This window comes from Nostoc sp. CALU 546 (genome assembly GCF_048836525.1).
This window is the reverse complement of record NZ_JAWJTF010000001.1, coordinates 103,372-129,113: the sequence shown is the minus strand read 5'-3', so window position 1 is coordinate 129,113 and position 25,742 is coordinate 103,372. Positions and strand designations below refer to the sequence as shown.

The following is a 25,742-nucleotide window of genomic DNA, read 5'->3' as shown; positions in this document are numbered from 1 at the left end:
ACTGAGTTGATATCTACTCATAGGTTGATTTATAAAGCAATTCTTGTAATGCTTTATCACGATAACTAGTAATTTCACGCAATCTTTATAAAAAATCTAAATTAGAACTGATGCGTTGACATATTAGACAATATGTGAATCATAAAATTATCTTTACTTCTATTGAAGAAGAATTCAGAATTCAGAATTCAGGAGTCAGAATTCAGGAGTCAGAATTCAGGAGTCAGAATAAAGACGCGACGCTCGTTCGCCCTTGGCGTCTCCCCTTGGGAGAAGACTCGCTAACGCTGCGCTATCGCGGCTTCGCTTACAGTCAGGGATTCAGACCGACGCAGAAATTGTTGCACCACCAAATTTTCTTGTTTTGTGGGAGTGCAAAAACGCCGATTATTCAGACGCAGTATTCGAGCGTCATTACGAATTACGAATTACGAATTACGAATTATTCTAATCCTGTTGGTGAGCGAATTTATAACCGCCCCAGAGAGAAAGAGCGATCGCAATTACCAGCAAAATCGGTATGCTGTACCAAGGAAACTGGGACAAGGGTAAATGAGCCGCTGCACGCAGTCCGATGCTGGCGTAGGTCAACGGTAACAGGTAAACTACAACCTTGAGGGCAGCTGGTAATGTCGCAGGGTCAAAGAAAGTCGCTCCTAAGAATGACATAGGGATAATTATAAAGTTGTTGTAGAGTCCAACTGATTCGAGCGATCGCACACTCAACCCCACAATCACCCCTAACCCAGCAAATACCGAACAATTCAGCACTACCAACAGTAGAAATAGTGGGTTGAGAAAATTCCAGTTTCCAGTCAACAGCAACGCTACCAAAATCACCGAACCGGAAGTCATCAACCCCCGCACGACTCCCGCCAGCATTTTACCTATGTGCAGCGCTAAAGGGTGTATAGGAGTTAACAACAATTCCTCGAAGGTTTTGCTAAATAGTCTGTCTCCACAAATTGAAAATGTCGTTCCACCAAAGCTAATCGTCATCGATGATAGCGCCACCATTCCCGGTAATATGAATTCCAAATAATTGTCATAATTACCACTAATCCCTGAGCCGGGTTTGATGGAACTACCCAAACCCAAGCCAAAAGCTAAAATATATATCAGTGGAGATATTAATCCTGATGCAGCAACTTGTACAATTCTCACACGTAAATCTAACCAATCTCCCCAGAAAATAGTCAGACTATCAGCTAAGAAGATTTGAAGTTGCGAAGTTTTGAACCTCTTGCCCGAAAGTAGCGCTCTTTGAGATGTCACGTGCTTTCAATTACTTATCAAAATTTCATTAAGTGTTAATTTACATTGTTTTACACATCAATTACTAGGGGTAACAAAAATATCTCATCCTAAAAATTGAAAAGTAACAACAAAAGCTAGATAATCTAAGCATTCTGACTGTTTTAATAGTGAAAATTGAATTAAGACCATCTGATAATCATCAAAAATGTGCTATCATAATCCATCAATACAAGAAGTTAAAAATTAATTAACAAGTCAAACAAAACTCATAACTAACAACAATTGGTTAACAATCAAACTAAATAAAAATACTAACCAATTATTCCAGATAGAAGCAACAAGACATAAAGTTGAACTTCTGTCCAGATATTATGTGAAGTCGGCAAGAATAAATTTAGCTATTTTAAAATAATGTAAAATTAATAATATTGGGAGGAAGCCCAAAGAGTGATATTTGGAATCTCCCACTGATTTAAAGTATTGAATACAGTGCTGGGAGGATATCAAGGCCACTAAGTTATCTAGATAAATTCATATTTTTCTCAGTTACCGTGAACGTAGCACAGAAAATCACAGACAATTGCATTAAAGACTAGGCATACTGAAAAGAGGGAGCAAACTTTAAACCACTCCCTGCCAAATAGGCGTGAAGGTGATTAAGCAACAATGAGACGTAAACCCACTGGTAGATCGACTACTACTTCTAAACCCTCTATTTTCCAATCCCCTATGTTTAACCTCTTCACCATCGCCATTATGGGAGGGGTGTTGATTTTGGGAATTGGGATTGGCATTGCTTTTAGTTCTACAACCACGTTGGCGCCATCAAATGTGGCTTCCCGTGAATTCATTGACACCAAAGCACCAAACCCTGAGATTTGTGTGCAGTACGGAGCCAGCGCGATGGTGATGGACGCTAGACTGTTCGTCACTCTCAACCCCTTCAATGTCTATGTTGCCCAGCCGAGTATGCGTCCTGGATGCGTAATCCGGCAAAATAACTGGGCGCTTTTAGAGCAACGTAAGCTGGTAACTAACGATCAGGTAAGAGATTGCAAAAATCGCTTGAATACCTTTGGTTTCACAGGTAACTTGGACAGTGACAAACCTGATATTAGGTGTATATATCAGAATGAAGCTGCTCAAAACTTCTTCACGGCTCAACCAGGAGCAGTTGGAACACCTCAAGAAACGGACAGATTTTAGATTTGGGCATTGGGTATGGGGCATTGGGCATTGGGCATTGGGCATTGAAAAGAGGCAGAGGGGCAGGGAGCAAAGGAGAAAGAGGTAATTTTTTATTCTCCCCCTTGCCCCCTGCACCCTGCTCCCCTGCTTCTTCCTTGTCCCCCTCAGTTCCCCCTGCTTCCTATCTATTTTTAGGAAGGGGTTGACCAAACTCGATCACCTGGACATCGGGAACATTGGGGACTGTTGGAACTGGAAATTCCGACATACCGAAAGGAGGAATGCTATTCAAATTACCGGGTTGATTTGGGAAAGAAGGAGGGGGAAGAATCAAACCAGGTTGTTGAGAGGATGTATTCGGAGTTAGGGGAGGTACGGTTACAAAAGGCTGTCCTAAATTATTAGTAATTGTTGAGGGCAGTTCATTGGATGGAGGGGGTACTGTCAGTAAGGGTGGTTGTGCGTTAGTAGTACTTATCGGTAGGTTAGTAGGAAGTTGAGGTAGTTTCTTGGGTGAAGGTGGGGAGTTTGCTGGTTTCACTACAGCAGTTTTACCAGAAATAACTGGACGTAATACCCAGCGAGTGGAGTTTTTTGGGGAAACGGGTTGCAGTTGTACTTGTTTGGGATTAAAAGCTGTGCCCGATGCTAAATCTAGGACAATGCGGGTGTCGTTCTCATTCAATTGAGAAACGCGAATGCTTTTTATTGATCCAGAATAATTTTGTTGCGTGGTAACGTTACCCAACTTAGTATTTGGTAAATCTACAACAAGGCGAGGAGGTTGGGCTAAGTAGAAATAACGGGGAGTTGTGCCTGCCGAGAGGGTGATTTCGAGTTGCTGTGTTTTGGTAGAAAAACGCCATTTATTTAGCTTTGCCACTGGTGTAGCAGCTGTAGTGAAAGTTTCGAGGGCGATCGCTGCACAAAAGCCTAATAGACTGATGCTAAATAGCTGCTTGCGCCATTGGCAAAATTGCCTAGTCTTTAGTCCCTGATCCATTCTTTTTATCTGCTCCATAAAGCCCATACAATGCGCTCACATTGCTGTTTACTTCGCCCTTCCAATAACTATCCCCACTCCCCAATTCAATTAGCTGTTTTGGGGCACAGCGGTAAATTTCAGAGTTTTGGGAATGCCATTTATAGTTAATTGACCTGTCATATTACCTTTATCTACCAATTGCATTTGAATGGTGACTGAGTTCAGAGGATCATTTTGGGGGTAAGGAATATTACAAAGGATTGATTTGCCAACTTTCCCAGATAGATTTAATTGTTGGTTTTTCAAAATGCCTGCCAGAGAGTGCTTTTCATCAGTATTGGCGCTAGCGTTTGCCGATAAGACAGAGGCATTTAAGTAAATACCCGACTGTTGAATGTTTAACGTCAGGGTATCCGATTTTTCACAGTTAGGCAAATTCTCAGCCAGCGTTAGACGATACCTGCCGTTAACTAGAGGAGGAGCCTTGAGATTGTTTTCTCCATAAATGGTTACAGTTTTAAACAACAGTAGCACTGAACTTATTGCTACTCCGTAAAAAGCTAAAGATTTGAAGTTGAAATGATTCATGTGTTGGAGTGGGGAGTGGGGGAGCAGAGGAGCAAGGGAGAAGAGTTTTCCCTTCTGCCTCTTTTCAAGCCCTCTCTTGTGCCGACTGGGTTACCACAGCGCTGGCTCCTCTTGATTACTAACTTCAGGAAGCATGGAAGTTAGATGAGCGGTGACTTGACTGTAGCGGCGGGTAATTAGCAGGGAGGAACGGCATTGGATGGCTAGTTGATCTGTATATCTTCCCAAGGTTTGACGCTCAATGCCCCAAGTGCGGCTGGTGCCAGCAATTGTCAGGTCTACACTTTTTGAGGCTTCGATTAAGGCTTGGATTGGCTCTGGGGACTGGACAATTTTGATTTCAATGCGATCGCGTACACTTTTCGGTAATTGCTCGATCATCGTGTCGAGTTCGTAACTCAATTTATCTTTGAGGCGATTTTCGGGTAAAACGTGTAAAACCTGCAACATACAAGTTTCATGATTGATGAGCAGTCTGAGCGCAAGTATAAGCGCCAAATCATCATGGATATTTGCAGAATAGGGGACTAACAAACTTTCTAAGCGATCGCTTCCCCGGTCTACAAATACTGCCACATCAACTGGTGCAGTGGTGAGAATTTGACCGACTTTTCCACCTAAACGATTGCTACTAAAGGCTGGACGATGCCATCCCACGAGAATTAAATCAACTTGGTCTAGTGCGGCAATTTGTGATGTTTCCCGTGCGACATTGCTAGATGTGCGAACGATGGGATGCACATAAGAGCGTGTTTCTAGCGGTTCGAGAGTATTTATCAATTCATCTAGTTGTTGGCGACGCTGGGCGATTAATCGGTCTGCTTCATCTGGGGTACTTTCAAAGGCATAATCTTCTTCAAATTCAATCAGGCTAAGAGGGTTAACAATGGCGGGATGTCGGTAGTTAAGAGCGATGCTGACTGCCAACTGTACCAGCCCTTTTTGGGTACTCGGATTAGCCACTGGCACTAAAATTCGGTAGGGATGAAGATAACTTACACTTCCAGCGGTGACATATGTATCTATATCGTCATCGTCTGTTTCTGCTTCCAACTCCGGTTCCATGACATCTAACCTGATCAGCTTCTTCGGGTATGTCCATTCCAGCAGTGGCGAGGTCATGAATGTAGTTACCAATGCCATAATTACCAGCATGGTAAATATTAAGGGGGAAATTACCCCTAACTCTAGACCAATGTTTAGCACTATTAGTTCAGTTAAGCCGCGAGTATTCATTAACCAACCGAGTGCCGAGGCTTCTCGTTTACTAATGCCACTGACACGAGCTGCTACATAAGTGCCAAAATATTTGCCTGCGATCGCCACTCCTAAAACCAACGCACACAACAGCCACAATTTTGGACGGTTGAGCAAGCCAATATCCGTCCGTAAGCCACTGTAGGCAAAAAATATTGGCAGCAAGAATATCAGGACAAAATCTTCGGTTTTTACTGCCAATTCCCGCACTAAATCTTCATTTTTGGGCATGGCTACTCCCAGTAAAAATGCCCCAAAAATTAAGTGAATACCAATTAGTTCGGTGATTAGTGCCGACGCAACCACGCCCATATAAATCCCAGCTAGCCACAATTGGCTGAGGCGTCCCGCACGAAGGTAGTGTTTGACAAGACCTTGGAGAAACCAACGTCCCAGCGTCAACATCAAGCCGATGTAAATTATGCTGGCGATAATTGTGGGTATAGCACCAGCAAAGTTACCAGTCCGAGCAACTGCGATCGCTACTGCTAAGAGACACCAAGCTGTCACATCATCCACCGCTGCACAAGTTAACGCTAAGGTTCCTAAACGCGTTCCTTGTAAATTGTTTTCAGTAATAATTCGCGCCAACACTGGAAAAGCAGTAATTGACATTACCGCCCCCAAAAACAACGCGAAGGCAGTGAAGGATACGCTTGCATTGGAAACTAGGGGATAAATTATTACTGCTAGCAATGTTCCTAGAGAAAACGGCACCAAAATACTCACATGAGAAGTCAAAACAGCCACGTCTAGCTGACTATTGAGGTATTTAGGATTTAGTTCTAACCCAATCAGAAACATGAAAAATATTAGTCCCACCTGAGACAAAACATTTAGGAAAGGAAAAGTCTCTGGTGGAAACAAGGTAACTGCTACGTGGGGAGCAATTAAACCAAATAAAGATGGGCCGAGCATAATTCCGGCGACAATCTCACCAATTACCAGCGGTTGCTTAATAGAACGGAATGCTAATCCTACTAGCCTTGAAAGTCCAATAACAATCAGCACCTCAACCAGAACGAGAATAACTATGTGCATGGTTTCCTCACAATTAACTATCTGGTTTCTATCAGATGATTCTTTAAAAGACTGGAAAATGTCAAGTTCGTTAGATCAAACCAAGAGTAATTTGTGTTTTGTTGTTATGTCAATTGCTGTTACGATGCAGTAGTAGGCAGGAAACAAGAATTATGATGATTTTCGCAGCTAAATCTCTAATTATCGGCATTAAAAAAATTAAGTAATAGTTAGTCAGTTTGTAGTAGCGCTTAAACGCAACTACAAACAAAATAGCGGTGATAATGAAGTTGAAAGCAGATAATTTTACCCAAATACTAGGTAACTAATTTTATATTTGAATCTGCTTAAGCGGAAGATTTATCATAGCTTGTATTATGTAACAAAAAAGCAACGAGCGGTGATGCCATCAGGGTAGTAATGACTGCCATAATCACCATAATCGTGAATAAAGTGGGGGTAATTATCCCTTGCTCCAGACCAATATTGAGGATGATTAATTCCATCAAACCACGAGCATTCATCAGAGCGCCGATAGTTGCTGATTCCCGCCAATTTTCGCCAGCCAATTTTGCAGCCAACATACAAGCAATGCCTTTACCGAGAATTGCGATCGCAATAATTAAGAACGTAATTCCCCACAAAGTCGGTGTATTTACCAGTCCAATTTGAGTGTTCAATCCAGAGAAAACGAAAAATATCGGTAACAGAAAAGAAGTAGTGATAAACTCTGTATATTGGCGAATTTGTTGGGCAAATTCCCCGCGTGGTGTCACCGCTCCCAGCACAAAAGCACCAAATATTGCATAGATGCCTGTGACATCGGTAAACCACGCACAAAACATCAAAATTATTAACATCAAGGTCAGAGTTTGTCTGTTCACACCTGCATCACGTTTTGTCATGCGTGTGAATGCTCTCAGTAGAGGTTGTCCGACAAAAATTGCAAATAGCACGTAGCAAATGCCACCACCAATTGCTAATATGGCAATACTCAGAGAATTTTTCACGCTAGCAAGGACGATCGCTAGCAAACACCAAGCAACTGCATCATCTACTGATGCTGCACCTAAAGCCAAAGTCCCAAACCGGGTTTGTGCAAGACCGCGTTCGTAAAGAATGCGAGCTAACATCGGAAAAGCCGTAATTGTCATCGACGCACCTAGATACAATGCGGCTGACCAAGCTGTAACTTTTGGTTGAAAGAAATTGCCATTGTGATAAAACCAAAAAGATGCGATCGCTCCTAAAATAAAAGGAGTGATAATTCCAGCCGCAGATAGCAAGCTTGCACTTTTGATATGATGTTTTAAGAGTTTGGTGTTGAACTCTAAACCAATCAAAAACATATAAATTGCCAACCCAATTTGGCTGATAGCATATAAAATCGACATCGATGGATTGGGTATCTTGTCTCCTAAAGCTGTGATGATGGGAAGCTTAGGAAACAGCCATTGCTGAAAATCTGGTGCAATCAATCCTAAAAGAGATGGCCCTAGCATTACACCTGCAATCATTTCGCAAACAACATCAGTTTGACCAAGATAGCGGCGTCCTAAAATCGTAACAATGCGACAAGTGACTAAAATAACAGTGAGTTGCAGAAATAGCTGAATAACCAGATCAAAATTTGACATTGCACCTCTTTAATTTGCGTCTCTGCATTGAACAATCTCTCTAGACTCCAAAACTTGTCCTTTTTTTCTCATTAATACATCAACAAAAGTCCCAATTTTGGAACAGAAGATAGCTGTTTTTAATTTGATGAGATACAAGAAGCAATGCGTTGCTTTGGTTTCCAAAGTTGTAGTAATTGTCATGTTGTTTTTAAGAACACACACAACTGTACGTCAATACAACATATTGCATCCAAACTAAAACCGCCATATATGATTTTTTATGATTTGTTAAATTGCGATTTATAAACTTTTTCATCTATTTGAACCACAATCTGATGCAATACTGCTCGGATAAGTATTTTGAACTCGGAATTGGGTTTTGGGAAAAGGTTAAAGGGTAAAGGTTAAAGGTTTTTTCTTTCCCCTTTCCCCTTACCCTTTTCCCCAAAACCCGACAGGTATTGCAATCTGATGTAGAGACGCACATATATATGTCCCTACACTATGGGTTACCTGAAATTGCTATAATTTATGATTAAATTAGTTTCGAGTATCTAATTTATTACAACCATTCTCCACCCCGGAAACGCCAATGGGGGAAGATAATTCGCATTAAGCTTTGGGAAGTAATAAACACTGTTAACCACACGATGCTATAGTGCAGTAAAAAAGCTCCTGGCGACAGTTCCTCTTTCGGTAAAGGTATTGGTAAAAAGCCAAGCAGCTTGACTCCACAAAACACAAATACTAATTCCCATATACCAGCTAAGAGTTGATAAACTGCGGGCCAATCTCTATCCCAGCGTGATTTTTGCAGATAGTCATAAAGCACATCCCAACCTATGCCAAAGATGGCGACATAAGCAAGTATCCAAAAATAAACCGAGTTAGCACCAGGGCCAATCCAACCCATTACAAAAGGCAAAGATACAAGTACACCTACAGTTGCAAGTAATAATAATCGAGTTTGCCAGCGACCAAATAAAGTTGGTGTCATAGGAGTGCTGAGTTGGGAGTTGGGAGTTGGGAGTAATAAAAAAGAGAGAAGTTGGAGTTTTTATAAATGGATGTTAGATTGGCTTTCATTAAAAATTTCGGAAGATTGTGGTGCTTTTGCCATGATGGCAAATATGAGAATCTGGACTAGCCTCAAAGCACCAACACATCTATTATTATTAGGATGGTTTCAGGTGATAATCAAATTGAGAATGGTGAACTGCGTTGGCAAAACCCACTTTTCGAGTAGCGTCTCGTAGAGAAGGCATGGCATCCCAATTTATTACATCCTCTAACAAAGCTTGATAACCTATTGTATTGGGATGAAGTCCATCTTCACTCAAGCGTTTGAGCCGCCAAGTTTCACCACGTTCCATCCATTGCTCAAAAATATCTAAATAGGGAATCTGCCGTTTTGTACAAGCAATTCGAGTTGCTTCTTTGTAACGGTACTGGTCGGCATGATTATAGTAAAAACAATCTAAAAATGGCATCTTGGCTTCATTCACTGGCACCATGCCCACAAATAACACAGGACAGAGTTGCTGTGCTAAATCTAGCAGAGAAGCAATTTCCTTTTCAAACAATGTAAAATCTGTGTAACTTCGACCATCGGGACGCGCCAACCGCGCTGAGTCATTCACGCCTACTGATAAAATAATCAAGTCGGGAACACGATTTCGCAGTTCACCCCGGTGGCGAAATTCAACTTCTAGCCTTTGTGCTACTTGTTGCGTGCGATCGCCTCTTACCCCTAAATTATAAAGAATATGACCATCACTATCCGGCAACATCCACCACCGCCGTAGTTGCTCAATCCAGCCTCCTTTTTCCGGATCACCGAATCCATAAATTAAGCTGTCCCCCAGTGCGACAATCTTCATAGGCTGAAAGTGATTTGGTGGTGCGGACAGCTGCATTGAGGAAGAAGCTAGAAATGTGTGCATTTAACAACTATATTTTATATTTTTACAAGATTCTATACATTTCTATACCATAAATGGCTATCCTATAGGTTTTATCCCCTTTGCCAAAACTGCCGTAAAATCTCCCCTGGTTTTCTATCCCAAGTGTCTACATGCTCATATATCAAATTGTCTTGGTTGAATTTATACGTTGAGTACCCATTAAAAAGCAAACCAGCTTTCCAAGGAACCCGCAACACTCCCCGCACTGTCCACTTTGCTAAAATCGTGTCTTCGGCTGACTGATAAACCTCATGGACATCAAAGTAAATTTGGGTAAAAAATAGCCGAGCGTGAAATCGCAAAGTCCAAAATATAATCCGATAGTTAAATTTGTATTTGAATGTATTCACCGGATCTTTAAAATAGATATCCTGTGTATAAATTTGATATGAAATATCTTTTTCAAAAAGTGTCGGTAAATCCTCTTTTAAAGTCTTAATTACATGTTCCACCGAAAATTGAGATTCCACGCGCCTTTTCCCTTAAAAAATCTTTTTTAACACCCTTTGCAACCCTGGCCAAATAGAAGATGTTTTCTTGTGACTCACACCACCCGCACTCAAATCTGACAGAGTGGGAAATGATGCAGATTTAGCATAAGGCCCATTTCGCAAAACTTTAGCTAGGGTATTATTATTTTCGCGCAAACCCTCGTAAAAAAAGAATACCTCTCCTTGAATGCCAAGTTGGCGATTGTATTCAATTGCCTGCACCAGATATTCTGGACTAATGCAGTAAGAGCCAAGCTTCATCAATATTCCCGGTGCTAACTTCGGCAGTGTCGCATCTGTGAACTGCTGGTTTACTAGTTTATCAGCGATCGCAGAATAACTCCTAAAGTCACGACGATAAATCTGCGGCTGAATCATATCAACTATTCCCCGTTTCAGCCATGCGGGTGAGTCTTGCAGATATTCCTGGAATGCCCAATCATAGATATTAGGTGCGATCGCTACTAGCAAGTTAGGATTCACTGCTTTCACTTCCTGGTAGAGACGCGCCAAGAAGTTAGTCAGAATATCTGCACGCCACTGTAACCATTGCCTATCCTTGGGATTTTGTGGCGGATTGCAATTAAATTGTTGGCGATAGCGGGTGACAGTTCCCTTATCATAGCCACCTTCAGAGGGTAATGCAGGAAAGTGATCGTCACCTTGAACACCATCGACATCGTAATTATTCGTAACTTCTAGCACCAAGTTCAATAAAAATTCCTGCACTTGAGGGTCGAGTGCATTCAACCACTCAAAGCCATTTTTCTTCAGTAAGTTACCATTACAATCACGCGCAGACCATTCCGGTTTTTTCTGTAAAAGTAAACCACCATTCAAATTGTAAGAACTGGCAAAGCCATATTCAAACCAAGGAATAACTTTCAACCCAACTCGCCGCGCCTCAATCACTATCTCTTCTAAGGGGTCACGACCTACAGATAGCGGGTCAATTTCGACTCCAAAAGTCTGCCGCATTGTTTGACTAGGATACAAAGTTACTGCCTTGTTCCAAACAACTGGAAACACCACATTAAATCCCGTCTCAGCCAGGAAATCCATCGCCTTGGCAATGCGTTCTTTTGACCTGAGAACTTTACTATCAGTAGTGGTCAGCCAGATACCACGAGTTTCGATTATTGCCATTTCTATAAATTAAAATTCTCGCTACTGCACCATCTAAACATTGACTACCCGACGATACCGCGCTTGTATTATTGTGTAAATTCCATAGGCAACCAAACCTAACGCCACAATACCCAAAAGCCATGCTCCATTCGGCTGTTGCGCTAGCGTCTGTAATACTTCATCCAAACCTTCGGCAGTAGCGGCGTTCGACTGTCTTGCTGCTTCGATTAAAAACCAACCGATAATACAAAATACTATACCCCGTGCCGCTAAACCAAATCTGGCAATCCTCATTACCCATTGGGCTTCTGTGTTGCTTAACTCAGTTAAATTGAGTTCTTTACGAAATTTGCCACTAAAAGCTTGATAAAACTGATAGAAACCTAGAGCAATTACAAATGCCCCCGCAGTTCCAACTAACCATTGACCAAAGGGTTGAGAAAGCAAACGTGCTGTCGAATCTTCAGTAGAATCACTACTATTTTTAGCGCTGCCTGTACCCATAACGATTTTCACAGCACTTAAGGCTAAACTTGCATAAATCAAGCCATTAACTGCGTAACCAATTCGCACTGCCAAACCTTTGGCATCATTACCTTTATTTTCTGGGTCTTTAATCGCCTGTACAAAACGCCAGATTACGTATCCAATCAAGCCAATTGCAACTAAAGCCAGCAAAAATTTACCAAATGGCTGGTTGACAATTGTTTGGAGAGCGCCTTGAGTATCAGTTGTTTTACCACCCGTGCCAAAAGCCACCTGTGCCGCCAGTAGTCCAACTATACCGTAAACGACTCCCTTGGAAACATAGCCAAATCGTCCCAGTCGCTCAACCCATAATGAAGCATGGTTTGTCAACTGTTTTTTCATGGTAGTTGGGGAAAATTATTATATCTACTTTTACCAAATTTTACCCATGATTCACATCTATCTCAAGACAAATTATCTAATATTTTTGCCAAAAATCACTATCGTAATACTGTCTTTTAATAGATGTCAGACTGCTAAACATAATATTAAACTTATTAATTGTAATATTATCATTTAGTGTCTTTTAATGCTGAATTTGGATTAATCATGTCTCTAATAGAAAGTTCTTGGAAACACGAATATATAACTAGCAATGGGGTAAAACTACACTACATTACCCAAGGTGAAGGCCCTTTAATGTTGATGCTGCACGGATTTCCTGAATTTTGGTACTCTTGGCGGCATCAAATACCAGAGTTTGCCCAAGATTTTAAAGTCGTCGCCATTGATTTACGTGGCTACAACGATAGTGATAAACCAAATGAGCAATCAGCTTATGTAATGGATGATTTTATCAAAGATGTTCAGGGAGTAATTAAAGGATTAGGATACCAAAAATGTGTTTTAGTTGGACATGATTGGGGTGGTGCGATCGCTTGGAATTTTGCATACACTCACCCCGAAATGGTAGAGCAATTAATTATTCTTAACCTGCCTCATCCTGCCAAATTTAGTCAAGGCTTACGCACTCTCCAACAGTTGCAGCGTAGTTACTACATCTTCCTCTTCCAACTACCGTGGATACCAGAAGTATTCTTACAATCTTCAGACTACCAAGCAATTGAAACAATTTTTAAAGGTACAGCAGTTAACAAGAGTGCTTTTACTAAAGCGGATATTGACGCATATAAAGATGCTGCTGCCAAACGCGGTGCCATTACAGCAATGTTGAACTACTACCGCAATGTTTTTCAACAGAGAATTCTAAATCCAAACTGGGGTGTTTTGGAAGTACCAACACTGATGATTTGGGGAGAAAATGACACCGCACTTGGCAAGGAACTAACCTACGACACCGCAGCCTATGTCAGGGATTTTCAAATTAAGTACATTCCCAATTGTGGTCATTGGGTACAGCAAGAACAGCCTGAATTGGTTAATCAGTATATGCGAGAATTTCTATCTGAAGACTTAAGCTAAATTATATAATTTGTCGAGTATAAATACTTATCAAATCAGCTTTATGACGAATTGTACAAGCTTTTAAAAAGATTTAATAGTGATTTAATACTGGCAATTTTTGCCGAATTATCGGCTAAAAATCACCAAAATCAGAATCAATGGCATTTGTGACATTATTTTTATTCTTGTTTCATATCACAACTAAGTTATCAGGAGATAGATTGACCTTACGAAATTTAGTGAGATAATAGAATTGTGAGGGACAGAACGGACGCAACTTGATTATTTAAGGGGGAAAATTATGAAACTCCAGCTATTAGCGGCCATGGCCTTAGCAACTCCCCTATTTTTCACTAGCTCGGTTAGAGCCGAGAATCCGCAGGACTTACAAAAGCTGCTTTCAACTGGGGAATGTATCCAGTGTGATCTATCAGGAGCTAACCTCAGTGGCGCTCATCTAATTGGTGCTGACTTGAGAGGCTCGAAGCTCCAAGGAGCCAACCTTGTAGGAGCTAACCTCGAAGGTGCTGATTTAACTGGTGCAAACTTGGCAGGTGCTAATCTAACATCCGCTTATGTAACCAATGTGAATTTAAAGCAAACAAATCTTAACGGAGTAAATTTTACTCGCGCTACGATTCACGATTCTAATGTATATAAAGCATCAATGAATGATCTCAATCTCACTGATGCCGAAATATTTAACACTGGAATCGGTGTTGGTGGAGAAGATGCCGAAATTCCCGATTGGGACTAGGTTCAACTAAGTTGGCAGGTTAAAATAAACACAACATAGGTTTTGGCGGGTTTTAAATCTGAGTAACTGGTTTTTTGCCGGCATTAATCCCTAAAATCTGCCTCTACAAAAATATTAAGATAAATGAAACCCCTCTGCCTTGTAATCATTTTCTTATGACGAAGGCGGAGGGGGTTTCTTATTGGAATTTAAGATTGAGTCGATATCCACTTAAAAAAGTACAATATATTCTGAAAAGCTCTCCTAAAACTCAATACAGTTCAGTTAAGGCTAAAAACTAAAACTGGCGTAGCGACTGTCTTAAAAGTCAAGCGATCGTTGTATCTTAGAAGAAGTGGTAGATTGTCCTAAAACTAGCTTTCAGGATTCTTGTTGGAAGAATTGGCTTTTTGAAAGACTCGAAACGCGAATGAATATTCAGGCGAATAGCAAAAATGAGGGTATGCATAACTTATCAAGTTGCCTATACCCTCACGTAGATAAACTCAGTTTTTGCAGTAGCGTATAAGTCTAGGTTAGTGCCTGAGCAACTGCTGCCGAAAGTGACTCATTTGCTGCTTGCTTCAACAATTCGGCTTTATCGGTCTGTTCCCAAGGCAAGTCTAAATCAGCCCGCCCAAAATGACCGTAAGCCGCGACGTCCTGATAAAAACGTCCGCCTCGTTCACTTGGTAAGTTGCGTAAGTTGAAGGTATGGATAATCCCCGCCGGACGCAGTTCAAAGTGCTGATTGATTAATTCTAGTAAGATTTCTTCATCCACTTTGCCAGTGCCAAAGGTATCAACTAGGATACTTGTTGGTCGCGCTACGCCAATCGCATAAGATAGCTGGATTTCAACTTTTTCTGCCAACCCGGCGGCGACAATATTTTTCGCCACATAACGAGCTGCATAAGCAGCAGAACGGTCTACTTTCGTGGGGTCTTTGCCGGAAAAAGCGCCGCCACCATGTCGTGAATAACCACCGTAGGTATCAACGATTATTTTCCGTCCTGTCAGACCAGAATCTCCCTGAGGGCCACCAACGACAAATTTGCCGGTGGGGTTGACTAAAAAACGTGTTTCCTGATTAGGTTTAACGTCAATGTCGCCAAAAACAGGTTCAACCACTGCTGACCAGAGGTCTTGTTTAATTTTGGCTTGTACAGCCGCCTCATCCGTTATTTCCCCAATACTGGCTGTATGCTGGGTTGAAATCAGGATAGTATCAATACCTACGGGGCGTCCGTCTTCGTAGACTACAGTTACTTGGGTTTTGCCGTCAGGACGCAGGTATGACAATTCACCTGTTTTGCGGACTGCTGCCAATCGGCGAGCAATGCGGTGAGCAAGACTGATGGGTAAGGGCATCAGTTCTGGTGTTTCGTTGCTGGCAAAGCCAAACATTATACCTTGATCGCCCGCACCAATTTTATCGAATAGTTCATCACTATCTTGCTGACGGGTTTCTTGGGCGGTGTTAACGCCTTGGGCAATATCGGGTGATTGTTCGTCTAAAGCTAGCAAAACACTGGTGCTGTTAGCAGAAAAGCCATTGTCGGCATTGGTATAACCAATTTCGGCAATTTTTTTGCGGGCGAGATTGACGAAATTTACGTTGGCTTTGGTGGTTATTTCACCAGTGATTAGCACTAAACCAGTATTAACTACTACTTCAGCGGCAACACGGCTGCTGGGGTCTTGTGTCAGTAGGGCATCCAGAATGGTATCAGAAATCTGATCGCAGATTTTATCTGGATGACCTTCGGTGACTGACTCGGAGGTAAATAAATATCGACGAGACAAAGGAAATTCCTCCTAACTTGAGTTTTTTAGCTGACTAAATGTGGTATCTAGATCAACTAGCTAATTTATGAAATGATAACAATATTTATACTTCACTAGTTAGTATCTGATTGATATTGATAAAAACCGCTAATTATAAGGTAAGTATCTGTAAATAAGATAAATGTATGCTAATTATTTTCTGGGAAAAATGTATTTAATAACACAAAAAAATGGGGACACCCGGAAGCGCCCCCACAAGCTTTGACACAAACACTGCTGCTTTAAACCTGAACCGCTAACTTTGCTTCTGTAGCTGTCAACCGTTCATAGGCAGCACGCATCTTCAAACCTGTAAGCACTTGGAAGAAACCAGTACCATTGTTGGAACCTGGATACTCACGGTGCTGGAGTAACAAGTGAGTCAATTCACCCTGATATTTTGTGGATGTATTGCTGAGATGGGTTTCGATGTAAATTACTTCTTCCAAGTTATCAAATTGACCATCTACTTCTAGTACTGAGACATAGCGTCCGTAGTAAACATCAGATCCGTAGTATAGTTGCATACCAGGATAAGAACAGGTCAATTTGCGTCCACAGGGAGTCCAATTAATTGTTGACCCTTCATCAAATAGGTAGGTTGGATCAAAGCCTTCCTTACCTTCCCGCTGGAGCATACGTACCCTTAAGACTCTACGCTCCGTATCGTTTTTGATCAAGTTCGTAGGTAACACTTGGAGAACCACATCGGCAAATTCTCTTTGTGGTTCGATAAACTTTTCAAAGTCAGGTTTGCGGGAATTGATTTGCGCTAAAACATCTTCGTAGCGATGACCGCGTTCAGCCATATCTCGCTGGATTTTCCAGGCAATTTTGACCTCATCGCTAATGTCAAAATAAACACTGAAGTCGATTAGCGAGCGCACCCGCTCATCATATAAAGGATGCAGCCCTTCAACAACTATAATGTGATTCGGCTCTACCCGCTCTGGCGGGTCAATCAAGCCAGTTTCATGGTTGTAAATCGGCTTATCAATCGCTTGACCACTTTTGAGCGTTTTAATTTGCTCATACATCAGATCAAAATTGTTCGCCCTGGGGTCTAGTGCCGTTATCCCGGTTTCTTTGCGCTGTTTGCGATCCAGGGAGTGATAATCATCTAAACAGATGACTGTCATTAAGTCTTCACCAAACAAATCTATCAAACGACGCAAAAACGTAGATTTACCGCACCCAGAGTCTCCGGCTACTCCAATCAGTACCACGCGTTCAGGCTTACTTGTCATAAATCTCCTCTAAAATACTAAAGTTGTGTCAATATTTTTTCACACAGCAGATTCTGAAGCTAGGAGTTTACCCCTTTGGTTTATCCTGCGTTCTTGCTACCTAGCACATCTATAAGACACCAAGCGGGTAGGCAACAAAGTAATTAAGTTGCTACTCGTCGGACTAGCCTGAATGTTGGTGCCGGTAAGTATTTAATCCTAGTGGTATATTTGATTTTAACAGAAGGGGGTATCCCATACAAGATTGCTGTCAAGAAGAATTAGCGTGGATCATCAATCATTTTTTTGTTGATTTAGTTGTTAATTTAAAAATGGGGATCAACGCCGCTCATGAGTGTTGCACTTTTCTCATTCTGCTACTTGTGACTCTATATAATCAAGTCTATAAGGTATAATTTGCTGTTGTAGCGAATTTTTTGACTTTCCTAAATTGTAATTCCCGTTCGACAATGCTTAAGATATTCAAAGCAAAAATCTATCCAAGGAATGAGCCAACAACTTGCATTGGTCAAATTATTCGCTGTAAATTTATGGATATGCTCAAATAGAAGCGTTGGCGTTATGGCAAAGCACTGAATAAAGGTTGACAGATTTTTCACATCAAGTGAAACTAATTACATCTGCTTAAATTACGATTCTCTCTGTCGTTATGTTTGTAGCTGAATTTGTCCCAGTTATGTAATTTTGAAAGACAAGCCACAAATATGGCTAACAATATTTTCGGAGGGCAGTAGATTTTGAGAAACAAAATCAATCGGCAGAAAACTTTCCGGGATTGATATTCTCTAATTTAATACATTGAAGTAGACAAGCAAAATGGCAATTTTTAGAGGTACACTGAGCGGTAGCTTCCACCAATCAAAGTAGTCCTCCAATCAATATCTGCTACTGTCAGTTGCTTGTTGGGTAGTAAGGCAAAAAGCTATATCCCTGTTCTGGGTGGTAGTTAACAAAAAAAAGATTAAATTGACTCATTATTAACATTCTCCCAATAACTTATCCTTTACCTTAGAAGGTGAACAGGTGTGTTTTTTGCTGTGCCTGCATGTCTTTGGTGAGTGTACTTAGCAAGGCATTAATTTAATGATGCCTTTTTCTCAGAGAGCCAGTTTTGTGAAACGAAAATCCGGTAAACTAAAGCTGGCATGGGATGAGAATAGTTTTTTTTTGAAAAACGGTTAAGTAAATTATCGGAGTGGTAGAACGAATGTACAATCAAGGTGCTGTTGAGGGTGCTGCCAACACAGAATTAGGTAGCCGCATCTTCCTTTATGAAGTGGTGGGTTTGCGTCAGAGCGAAGAAACTGATCAAACTAACTACCCAATTCGGAAAAGTGGCAGTGTGTTCATCAGAGTGCCTTACAACCGCATGAATCAAGAAATGCGACGTATCACTCGTCTAGGCGGCACAATTGTTAGCATCCACCCTGCAACTGCGCTACAGCCAGTTAATGGTAAAGCCTCATTTGAAAATGCTACAAGCGAAGTCAGCGAGTTAGCGACATCTGGGGAAACTGCTGACAGTGAAGGGAATGGTAAAGCCACACCTGTAAAAGCTGATAGTGAAGTCAAAGGCTTCGCTAAAACACCAGCTGAAGAACAGCTCAAGAACAAGGACAAGAAAGGCAACACCATGACTCAAGCGAAAGCCAAAAAAGACCACGGTGACGTTCCTGTTAACACTTACCGGCCCAATGCTCCGTTTATTGGTAAGGTAGTATCTAATGAACCACTAGTCAAAGAAGGTGGTATTGGTATTGTTCAACACCTCAAATTTGACATTTCCGCAGGTGATTTGAAATATATAGAAGGTCAAAGTATTGGGATTATTCCCCCAGGATTAGACAAGAACGGCAAGCCGGAAAAACTTAGACTCTATTCCATCGCTTCAACTCGTCATGGCGATGATGTGGATGATAAGACAGTATCACTGTGCGTCCGCCAGTTGGAGTACAAGCACCCAGAAACAGGCGAAACAGTGTATGGTGTTTGCTCTACCCACCTGTGTTTCCTCAAGCCAGGGGAAGAGGTAAAAATTACGGGGCCTGTGGGTAAGGAAATGTTGTTACCCAATGATCCTGATGCTAATGTCATCATGATGGCAACCGGAACAGGTATTGCTCCCATGCGAGCTTATCTGTGGCGTCAGTTTAAAGATGCAGAAAGAGCAGCCAACCCAGATTACCAATTTAAAGGATTCTCTTGGCTAATATTTGGTGTGCCGACAACTCCAAACCTTTTATATAAGGAAGAACTGGAAGAAATTCAACAAAAATATCCTGAGAACTTCCGCCTCACTCCTGCCATCAGTCGGGAACAAAAAAATCCCCAAGGCGGTAGAATGTATATCCAAGACCGCGTAGCAGAACATGCTGATGAATTGTGGCAATTGATTAAAAATGAAAAAACCCACACCTACATCTGCGGTTTGCGAGGTATGGAAGAAGGTATTGATGCAGCCTTAACAACTGCTGCTGCGAAAGAAGGCGTAACCTGGAGTGATTACCAGAAGCAACTCAAGAAAGCTCATCGCTGGCACGTAGAAACCTATTAAGTTAGTCATTAGTCATTGGCCATTAGTCATTAGTTTTAGACAAAGGACGAAGGACAAAGGACAAATGACAAAGGAAGCAGGATAATCAGTAGGTAGGGCAAACGCTCTACCTACAATTGTTTTGTTATGAATATTGTAAATAGCTGAAGCAAGAGTTCTCAGTTCTGAAGAGTAGAGTACTAAATAATACTTGTTACTACTCAGCACTCAGCACTCAGCACGGGCTAAACGCCCCGCTACCGCTAACAGCACTAAAAAATAAATTGGGTGCAAAATTTGTGGGTGTGAAACTAGGAATACTGGGATTAGGCACCGTGGGAACGGGAACAGTGCAGTTGTTGCAAGATAGCGCTGGGCGTCACCCATTGTTGCAAGAGATAGAAATTTATCGGGTGGGAGTGCGATCGCTAGATAAACCCCGTGCAGTAGAATTGTCTACGGAAGTATTAACCACAGATTTAGATTCTATTGTCAACGACCCAGCGGTAGATATAGTTGTCGAGGTGATGGGCGGACTGGAGCCGGCGCGATCGCTAATTCTCAAAGCTTTAAGTAATGGTAAGCATGTAGTCACCGCCAATAAAGCAGCGATCGCCCGCTTTGGGGCGGAAATTTTCACAACTGCCAATCAAGCAGGCGTATACGTCATGCTAGAAGCCGCTGTGGGTGGTGGGATTCCGGTGATTCAACCCTTAAAGCAGTCTTTAAGTGTTAACCGCATTCACACTGTAACGGGCATCGTTAACGGTACAACGAACTACATCCTGACGCGGATGCAAACAGAAGGTAGCAACTTCAGCGATGTTTTAGCTGACGCGCAACGTTTGGGTTATGCTGAGGCTGACCCTACAGCTGATGTTGATGGCTTAGACGCAGGTGATAAAATTGCGATCCTCGCATCATTAGGCTTTGGTGGACGCATCAACTTACAAGATGTTTATACTGAGGGGATTCGGCAAGTGAGCAAAACAGATATTGCTTACGCCGAAAAATTGGGATTTGTGATTAAATTGTTAGCGATCGCTAAACGTGATACTCCCTCATCTCCCCTTTCCGTCAGAGTTCATCCTACCCTAGTGCCCAAAGCCCATCCTTTGGCTAGCATCAACGGCGTTTACAACGCCATTCTTGTTGAAGGAGAACCAATTGGACAGGTGATGTTTTTTGGCCCTGGTGCTGGTGCTGGTGCAACCGCCAGTGCTGTAACATCAGATATTTTAAATTTAGTTGCTGTCCTCAAAACCAATACAGCAGTTGCAAATCCCTTATTAGCTTGTGGACATCAGGAATACTGTCAAATTGCGCCGATGGCAGAACTGATAACTCGGTTTTACGCGCGTTTCCTCACCAATGACCAACCTGGAGTTATCGGTAAATTGGGAACTTGCTTTGGCAATTATGGCGTTAGCTTAGAGTCAATTGTCCAAACTGGCTTTCAAGGGGAACTTGCAGAGATTGTGGTTGTTACCCATGATGTGCGAGAAGGCAATTTTAGGCAAGCTTTGGCAGAAATTCGGGATTTGTCAGCGATTGAAAGCATTCCCAGCTTACTGCGTGTACTTTGAGATTAGTCGGGAGTGAAGCTCGTCAACTTGCTTTGCTCCAATTTTTAATTACCCCAAAGGATTCTTAGCTGCGAGTAAAACTTGGTTAAGTACGCAAGCTAAACTAAAAAATAAACTTCACCCCAGCGCGAGGCTAGACCTATGACCTCTGCAACCGATCCATCCACCGCCCTCACTCCTTTCCCCGATCATACGCAGCTACCAGAGTCTAATGGTACTTTCGTGAAAAATTGGCAAGAGCATCCCCAAAGCATTTTACTCACTGACTCGATTACACCTATCCTTAAACAATTACATCCTGAAGGTCAATATTGTATAGGTCAGGACTTAGGTATTTACTGGCGGTTGACAGATCCGCCAGAACGAGGCGCAGAAGCACCAGATTGGTTTTATGTAGGAAATGTACCGCCTTTGCTCGATGGACAAACGCGGAGGTCTTATGTACTGTGGCGAGAATTTATTGCCCCCTTGATTGCCTTGGAATTTGTTTCTGGGGATGGTAGTGAAGAACGAGATAAAACCCCTTGGCAGGGCAAATTTTGGATTTATGAGCAAGTAATTCATCCGGCTTTTTATGGCATTTATGAAATGAATAAAGCCAGTGTAGAAGTTTATGAATTAATTGGTGGACAATATCAGTTATTAGCAGCAAATGAACGCGGACATTATCCGATTACCCGCTTGGGAGTTGAGTTAGGTATTTGGCAAGGAGAATATCAAAACGCTCAATTGCCCTGGTTACGCTGGTGGGATTTGCAGGGTAATTTGTTGTTGACTGGTGAGGAGAGAGCCGAACAGGAAAGACAAAGAGCCGATCGTTTGACTGCTCAATTGCGATCGCTCGGTATTGAACCAGAAGTTTAAGTATTTGATTTAAGGGTGCGATCGCTCTGATGTTACCGGAGGCGATCGCGCCAATTTTGGATTTGCCTGGGGAAAGTAAACAAGTAATAGACTAGGTATGTAGAGACGCGAAATTTCGCGTCTCCATTATTTAGGGAAATAGTAGGATTGAAATACACCAGTTAAAAAGTCCCATTTGCTGATGTAGTAACACCAAGCATTACTAATAACTGAGTGAACAAACAAGTGTAAATACTAAGGAGTAGGCGCTGTGACAAATTTGAGTAACTACAACGCAGAATTAGCTGATGATGAAGAACAAGAAGAAAAAGTTACATTTCAGTATGACCCTGAGAAAATCAATATTGTTACAAGGGAGCCAACTATTGAGCAATTACTCAGAAGAATTAACGAAGATGCGCTTGATTTAGCACCTGAATTTCAACGACAAGCAAATATATGGACTCTAGAAGCAAAAGGTAAATTAATTGAATCTATTCTAATTAGAATTCCATTGCCTGCTTTTTATATTGATGCTACAAATGAAGATGAATGGGTAGTTGTAGATGGCTTACAAAGATTGTCTGCACTCAAGCATTTTGTTATTGATAAAAGCCTTAAACTAGTTGGATTAGAATACCTGAAAGAGCTTAATAATAAAAACTATGACGAATTAGAGCGCAGATATCAACGTCGCATATTAGAAACTCAAGTTACAGTATATTTAATTGAAAAAGGTACACCTTTGGCAGTCAAGTATAATATCTTCAAACGTATCAATACGGGAGGTGTACCTCTTTCAAATCAAGAACTGCGACATGCTTTAAATCCTGGAAAAGCCACAAAAATATTGGCTGTCCTAGCTTCTTTACCAGAGTTTAAACGTGTTGTTAATCTTACCGAATCGAAGAAGAAGAGAATGGATGATAGAGAGTTTGTACTAGGATTTATCGCTTTTTACCTAATTTCTTATAAGGAATATCAAGATGAAACTAGAGATTCTTTTTTAAGTAAAGCTTTATCTAAAATAAATAGTCTTGCTCAGGAAGAAACACAAAATTTAGAAGCAGCTTTTAAAAAAGCGATGCTCGCAGCATTTGATATTTTCAATGATAATGCTTTTCGAAAAATTTCTAACAAAAATAAAAGAAAATTCCCTATTAATAAATCTTTGTTTGAAGTCTGGTCTGTAAATCTTGCAAGGCTCGATATTCAAAATATTGAAATATTAAAAGAGAGGAAAAAACAATTAATAGATACTTTCATTAAATATGTAGATAACGATACAGAATTTTTAGTATCAATATCTCAAGCAGCAAATAAAATAGAGCATAGATTTGAAACAGTTGAGAAAATCGTCCAAGAAGTATTATTATGATTAATTCTCTAAAAGTTACCAATTATAAAGCTTTTGAAAATCAGTTAATTGAATTTAAGCCACTAACTTTACTTTCTGGTTTAAATAGTACGGGAAAATCTTCCATACTACAATCGCTACTTTTGCTTCGCCAATCTTATCAACAAGAATTATTGCCAAATATCGGGTTAGCATTGAATGGTGAATTAGTACGCATTGGTACTGCTCAAGATACATTTTGTGAAAGAGCTAAAGAGGATTATCTAGGTTTTGAAATTACTTGGAATGAGGGAAAAAAAGGGATTTGGCGTTTTAGCTATGATCCAATTAAGACAGGTGCAGATGTTTTAAATAATTTAGATTCTAAATTACCAATTGAGAATGTCTATAAATTAAGTCCTTTCAATAGAAGATTTCACTATCTACAGGCTGAACGTCTCGGGCCACGAACATCTTATGAGATGTCAGATTATCAAGCAAGGCGACTAGGACAGTTAGGTAGTAAGGGTGAATATACTGCACATTTTTTAGCAATTAATCAAGATAAAGATGTTCTTCAAACTAAACTAAGACATCCGATGGCAAAATCTAACACTCTTAGTAGCCAGGTTGAAGGATGGATGAGAGAAGTTAGTCCTGGTACAAGGATTAAAATTAACTCAAATTCAGATATCGGTTTGATGAGTTTACAATATTTTTATGGGGATAGTAACCCCTATCGTACTACTAATGTCGGATTTGGAATTAGCTACACATTACCGATTATCGTAGCAGTTTTATCATCTTCTCCGGGTACACTAATTATAATTGAAAATCCAGAGGCACATTTACATCCTAAAGGGCAAGTCAAGATGGGTGAATTATTATCGCTTGCAGCTAGTTGTGGAATTCAAATAGTAATAGAAACTCATAGTGATCATGTTTTAAATGGTATTCGTCTTGCTGTTCATGGGGGAAAAATTAAGCCCTATGATGTTCAGTTACATTATTTTCAGCGAAAAGAAAAAGAAGGGCAAACTGTTACTGAAGTAGTATCTCCACATATTGATCGGAATGGCAGAATTGATAAATGGCCTGATGGTTTTTTCGATGAATGGGAAAAAAGTTTAGATGTTTTACTTGAGCCTGCGGGAGAGTAAAAGGTGGATTTTGACTTAATATTAAATGAGTTATCTCTGCGAAATCCGGCTCTAAATGAACAAGTGGCACAGCAAAGAATGTCGGAGTTAATTAAGACAATACAAGCAGTCAAAGCTCAACAAGTAAAGGTAAGTCTTCGCACAAAAGAGAATTTTCATACAACAATACTTGCACCTAACTATCCTCTTCGCCGCTGGCTTAATGATAATGACGCGGATCAAGTTGAACGACTTTTTATCAAAACTCTTGTAACTAAAGCACCTTTTTCAACTGATATTGCAAATTCAGAGATCCAAGATATTGAAAATAATACTAGCTTATCTGAATTTTTTCATCAAGGAGAAATGGCTATTGGGCTTGGTATTGCTTATGTACTTAATACGATCACAATTAATACGATTGCAATCAGCTTGCTCTCTCAGGAATGCTGGGATTGTAACCATGTAAAACTTGAATTTCGATGCTTGGATGAGTATGGAGAGATAATCAGCGAAATTGTAGAAATCATCCATGCTAGCCGTAGCAGCCATGTACAAGAACACGCTAGTCTGATTCAACAACACCAAGAGCGCATTTATCAAAATGTTAGCGATGGGTTAGAAGTTTGGAATCGCAGAGAGGAATTATTTCCTAACCTAGAATTCTGCGATGTTGTGAGAAAGCAGTTAGAAGATATCCGTACTGGACAGTTGGAATTACAGCCTGTTGTAAGCATATTATTTGAGCTTCACAAATGCTGTAAAGACTGGAATAATGGCTATTTCAATCTCGACGGGTATCCTGTTGAAGAATCGGGGGAAAGTAAACCAACGCTTGATAAATATTTTAAAGAAAGAACTTTTCGTTGTCCTGATGGTAAAGATCGCTTATTTGAACGACACGTTAAATTGAGGTTCTGCAACTGGCGAATCCATTTTTTAGCAGAACAACCAGGAATAGTGATTATTGGCTATATTGGTCGCCATCTTCCTACAGTGAAGTATAGAACTTAACATAAATATTCTGATCCGCCCTTCTCCCTTCTTCCACTGCTAAACTAAAAAA

Annotated in this window: 21 protein-coding genes; 9 read left to right on the top strand and 12 right to left on the bottom strand. The window is 40.9% G+C overall.

The features are described from left to right. Positions 1–447: 447 nt before the first annotated feature. Positions 448–1,275, bottom strand: a complete 828-nt coding sequence (locus tag RRG12_RS00610; RefSeq protein WP_420757980.1) for an ABC transporter permease — start codon at positions 1,273–1,275, stop codon at positions 448–450. Positions 1,276–1,923: 648 nt separating this feature from the next. Between RRG12_RS00610 and RRG12_RS00605 the strand changes: the two genes are divergently transcribed. After that, a complete protein-coding gene (locus RRG12_RS00605) occupies positions 1,924–2,463 on the top strand; it encodes a DUF3172 domain-containing protein (protein WP_069071548.1) in 540 nt (179 codons plus the stop codon). A 163-nt stretch (positions 2,464–2,626) separates the two neighbouring features. Here the strand turns inward: RRG12_RS00605 and RRG12_RS00600 are convergent, their stop codons facing one another. From RRG12_RS00600 to RRG12_RS00560, 9 genes are all read right to left on the bottom strand, one after another. Beyond that, positions 2,627–3,448 (bottom strand): AMIN domain-containing protein, encoded by an 822-nt coding sequence (locus tag RRG12_RS00600; protein ID WP_069071547.1) that lies wholly within the window; start codon positions 3,446–3,448, stop codon positions 2,627–2,629. Between the two features lie 90 nt (positions 3,449–3,538). Further along, complete coding sequence (locus RRG12_RS00595; RefSeq protein ID WP_069071546.1) at positions 3,539–4,018, bottom strand: hypothetical protein; 480 nt, start codon at positions 4,016–4,018, stop codon at positions 3,539–3,541. Between the two features lie 90 nt (positions 4,019–4,108). Continuing rightward, complete coding sequence (locus RRG12_RS00590) at positions 4,109–6,316, bottom strand: cation:proton antiporter (protein ID WP_420757979.1); 2,208 nt, start codon at positions 6,314–6,316, stop codon at positions 4,109–4,111. A gap of 326 nt (positions 6,317–6,642) precedes the next feature. Continuing rightward, positions 6,643–7,932, bottom strand: a complete 1,290-nt coding sequence (locus RRG12_RS00585; RefSeq protein WP_069071544.1) for a cation:proton antiporter — start codon at positions 7,930–7,932, stop codon at positions 6,643–6,645. A 544-nt stretch (positions 7,933–8,476) separates the two neighbouring features. Next, a complete protein-coding gene (locus RRG12_RS00580; RefSeq protein WP_420757978.1) occupies positions 8,477–8,911 on the bottom strand; it encodes a hypothetical protein in 435 nt (144 codons plus the stop codon). A gap of 178 nt (positions 8,912–9,089) precedes the next feature. Continuing rightward, positions 9,090–9,857, bottom strand: coding sequence for a GDSL-type esterase/lipase family protein (locus tag RRG12_RS00575; protein ID WP_420757977.1), 768 nt, complete (start codon positions 9,855–9,857; stop codon positions 9,090–9,092). A gap of 71 nt (positions 9,858–9,928) precedes the next feature. After that, complete coding sequence (locus RRG12_RS00570; RefSeq protein ID WP_420757976.1) at positions 9,929–10,348, bottom strand: DUF2358 domain-containing protein; 420 nt, start codon at positions 10,346–10,348, stop codon at positions 9,929–9,931. A gap of 12 nt (positions 10,349–10,360) precedes the next feature. Beyond that, the gene (locus RRG12_RS00565) at positions 10,361–11,515 is read right to left on the bottom strand and encodes a glycoside hydrolase family 10 protein (protein WP_420757975.1); all 1,155 of its coding nucleotides are present in this window, start codon (positions 11,513–11,515) and stop codon (positions 10,361–10,363) included. Between the two features lie 33 nt (positions 11,516–11,548). Further along, complete coding sequence (locus tag RRG12_RS00560; protein WP_420757974.1) at positions 11,549–12,367, bottom strand: DUF1206 domain-containing protein; 819 nt, start codon at positions 12,365–12,367, stop codon at positions 11,549–11,551. A gap of 207 nt (positions 12,368–12,574) precedes the next feature. Here RRG12_RS00560 and RRG12_RS00555 point away from each other — a divergent pair, with 207 nt between their 5' ends. Both RRG12_RS00555 and RRG12_RS00550 read left to right on the top strand, forming a co-directional pair. After that, positions 12,575–13,447, top strand: coding sequence for an alpha/beta fold hydrolase (locus RRG12_RS00555; RefSeq protein ID WP_420757973.1), 873 nt, complete (start codon positions 12,575–12,577; stop codon positions 13,445–13,447). A gap of 283 nt (positions 13,448–13,730) precedes the next feature. Beyond that, positions 13,731–14,186 (top strand): pentapeptide repeat-containing protein, encoded by a 456-nt coding sequence (locus RRG12_RS00550; RefSeq protein WP_420757972.1) that lies wholly within the window; start codon positions 13,731–13,733, stop codon positions 14,184–14,186. 510 nt (positions 14,187–14,696) lie between these two features. On the opposite strand, the gene metK is transcribed toward RRG12_RS00550, so the two are convergent. Both metK and RRG12_RS00540 read right to left on the bottom strand, forming a co-directional pair. Next, a complete protein-coding gene (metK, locus tag RRG12_RS00545; RefSeq protein ID WP_069071537.1) occupies positions 14,697–15,971 on the bottom strand; it encodes a methionine adenosyltransferase in 1,275 nt (424 codons plus the stop codon). A 263-nt stretch (positions 15,972–16,234) separates the two neighbouring features. Next, positions 16,235–17,239 (bottom strand): phosphoribulokinase, encoded by a 1,005-nt coding sequence (locus RRG12_RS00540; protein ID WP_012409283.1) that lies wholly within the window; start codon positions 17,237–17,239, stop codon positions 16,235–16,237. 1,207 nt (positions 17,240–18,446) lie between these two features. Here RRG12_RS00540 and petH point away from each other — a divergent pair. The 6 genes from petH to RRG12_RS00510 all read left to right on the top strand — a co-directional run bounded on the left by petH (position 18,447) and on the right by RRG12_RS00510 (position 25,690). Next, positions 18,447–19,793 (top strand): ferredoxin--NADP reductase, encoded by a 1,347-nt coding sequence (petH, locus tag RRG12_RS00535; RefSeq protein WP_069071536.1) that lies wholly within the window; start codon positions 18,447–18,449, stop codon positions 19,791–19,793. A gap of 278 nt (positions 19,794–20,071) precedes the next feature. Continuing rightward, the gene (locus RRG12_RS00530) at positions 20,072–21,358 is read left to right on the top strand and encodes a homoserine dehydrogenase (protein WP_420758043.1); all 1,287 of its coding nucleotides are present in this window, start codon (positions 20,072–20,074) and stop codon (positions 21,356–21,358) included. A gap of 141 nt (positions 21,359–21,499) precedes the next feature. Beyond that, positions 21,500–22,222, top strand: coding sequence for a Uma2 family endonuclease (locus RRG12_RS00525; protein WP_420757971.1), 723 nt, complete (start codon positions 21,500–21,502; stop codon positions 22,220–22,222). A 250-nt stretch (positions 22,223–22,472) separates the two neighbouring features. Further along, positions 22,473–23,579, top strand: a complete 1,107-nt coding sequence (locus RRG12_RS00520) for a DUF262 domain-containing protein (RefSeq protein WP_420757970.1) — start codon at positions 22,473–22,475, stop codon at positions 23,577–23,579. Continuing rightward, entirely contained in the window at positions 23,576–24,697 is a 1,122-nt protein-coding gene (locus RRG12_RS00515; protein WP_420757969.1) for an AAA family ATPase, read from the top strand. Before RRG12_RS00520 ends, RRG12_RS00515 begins: the two co-directional genes overlap by 4 nt. 3 nt (positions 24,698–24,700) lie before the next feature. Beyond that, positions 24,701–25,690, top strand: a complete 990-nt coding sequence (locus tag RRG12_RS00510; RefSeq protein ID WP_420757968.1) for a hypothetical protein — start codon at positions 24,701–24,703, stop codon at positions 25,688–25,690. Positions 25,691–25,742 lie beyond the last annotated feature (52 nt).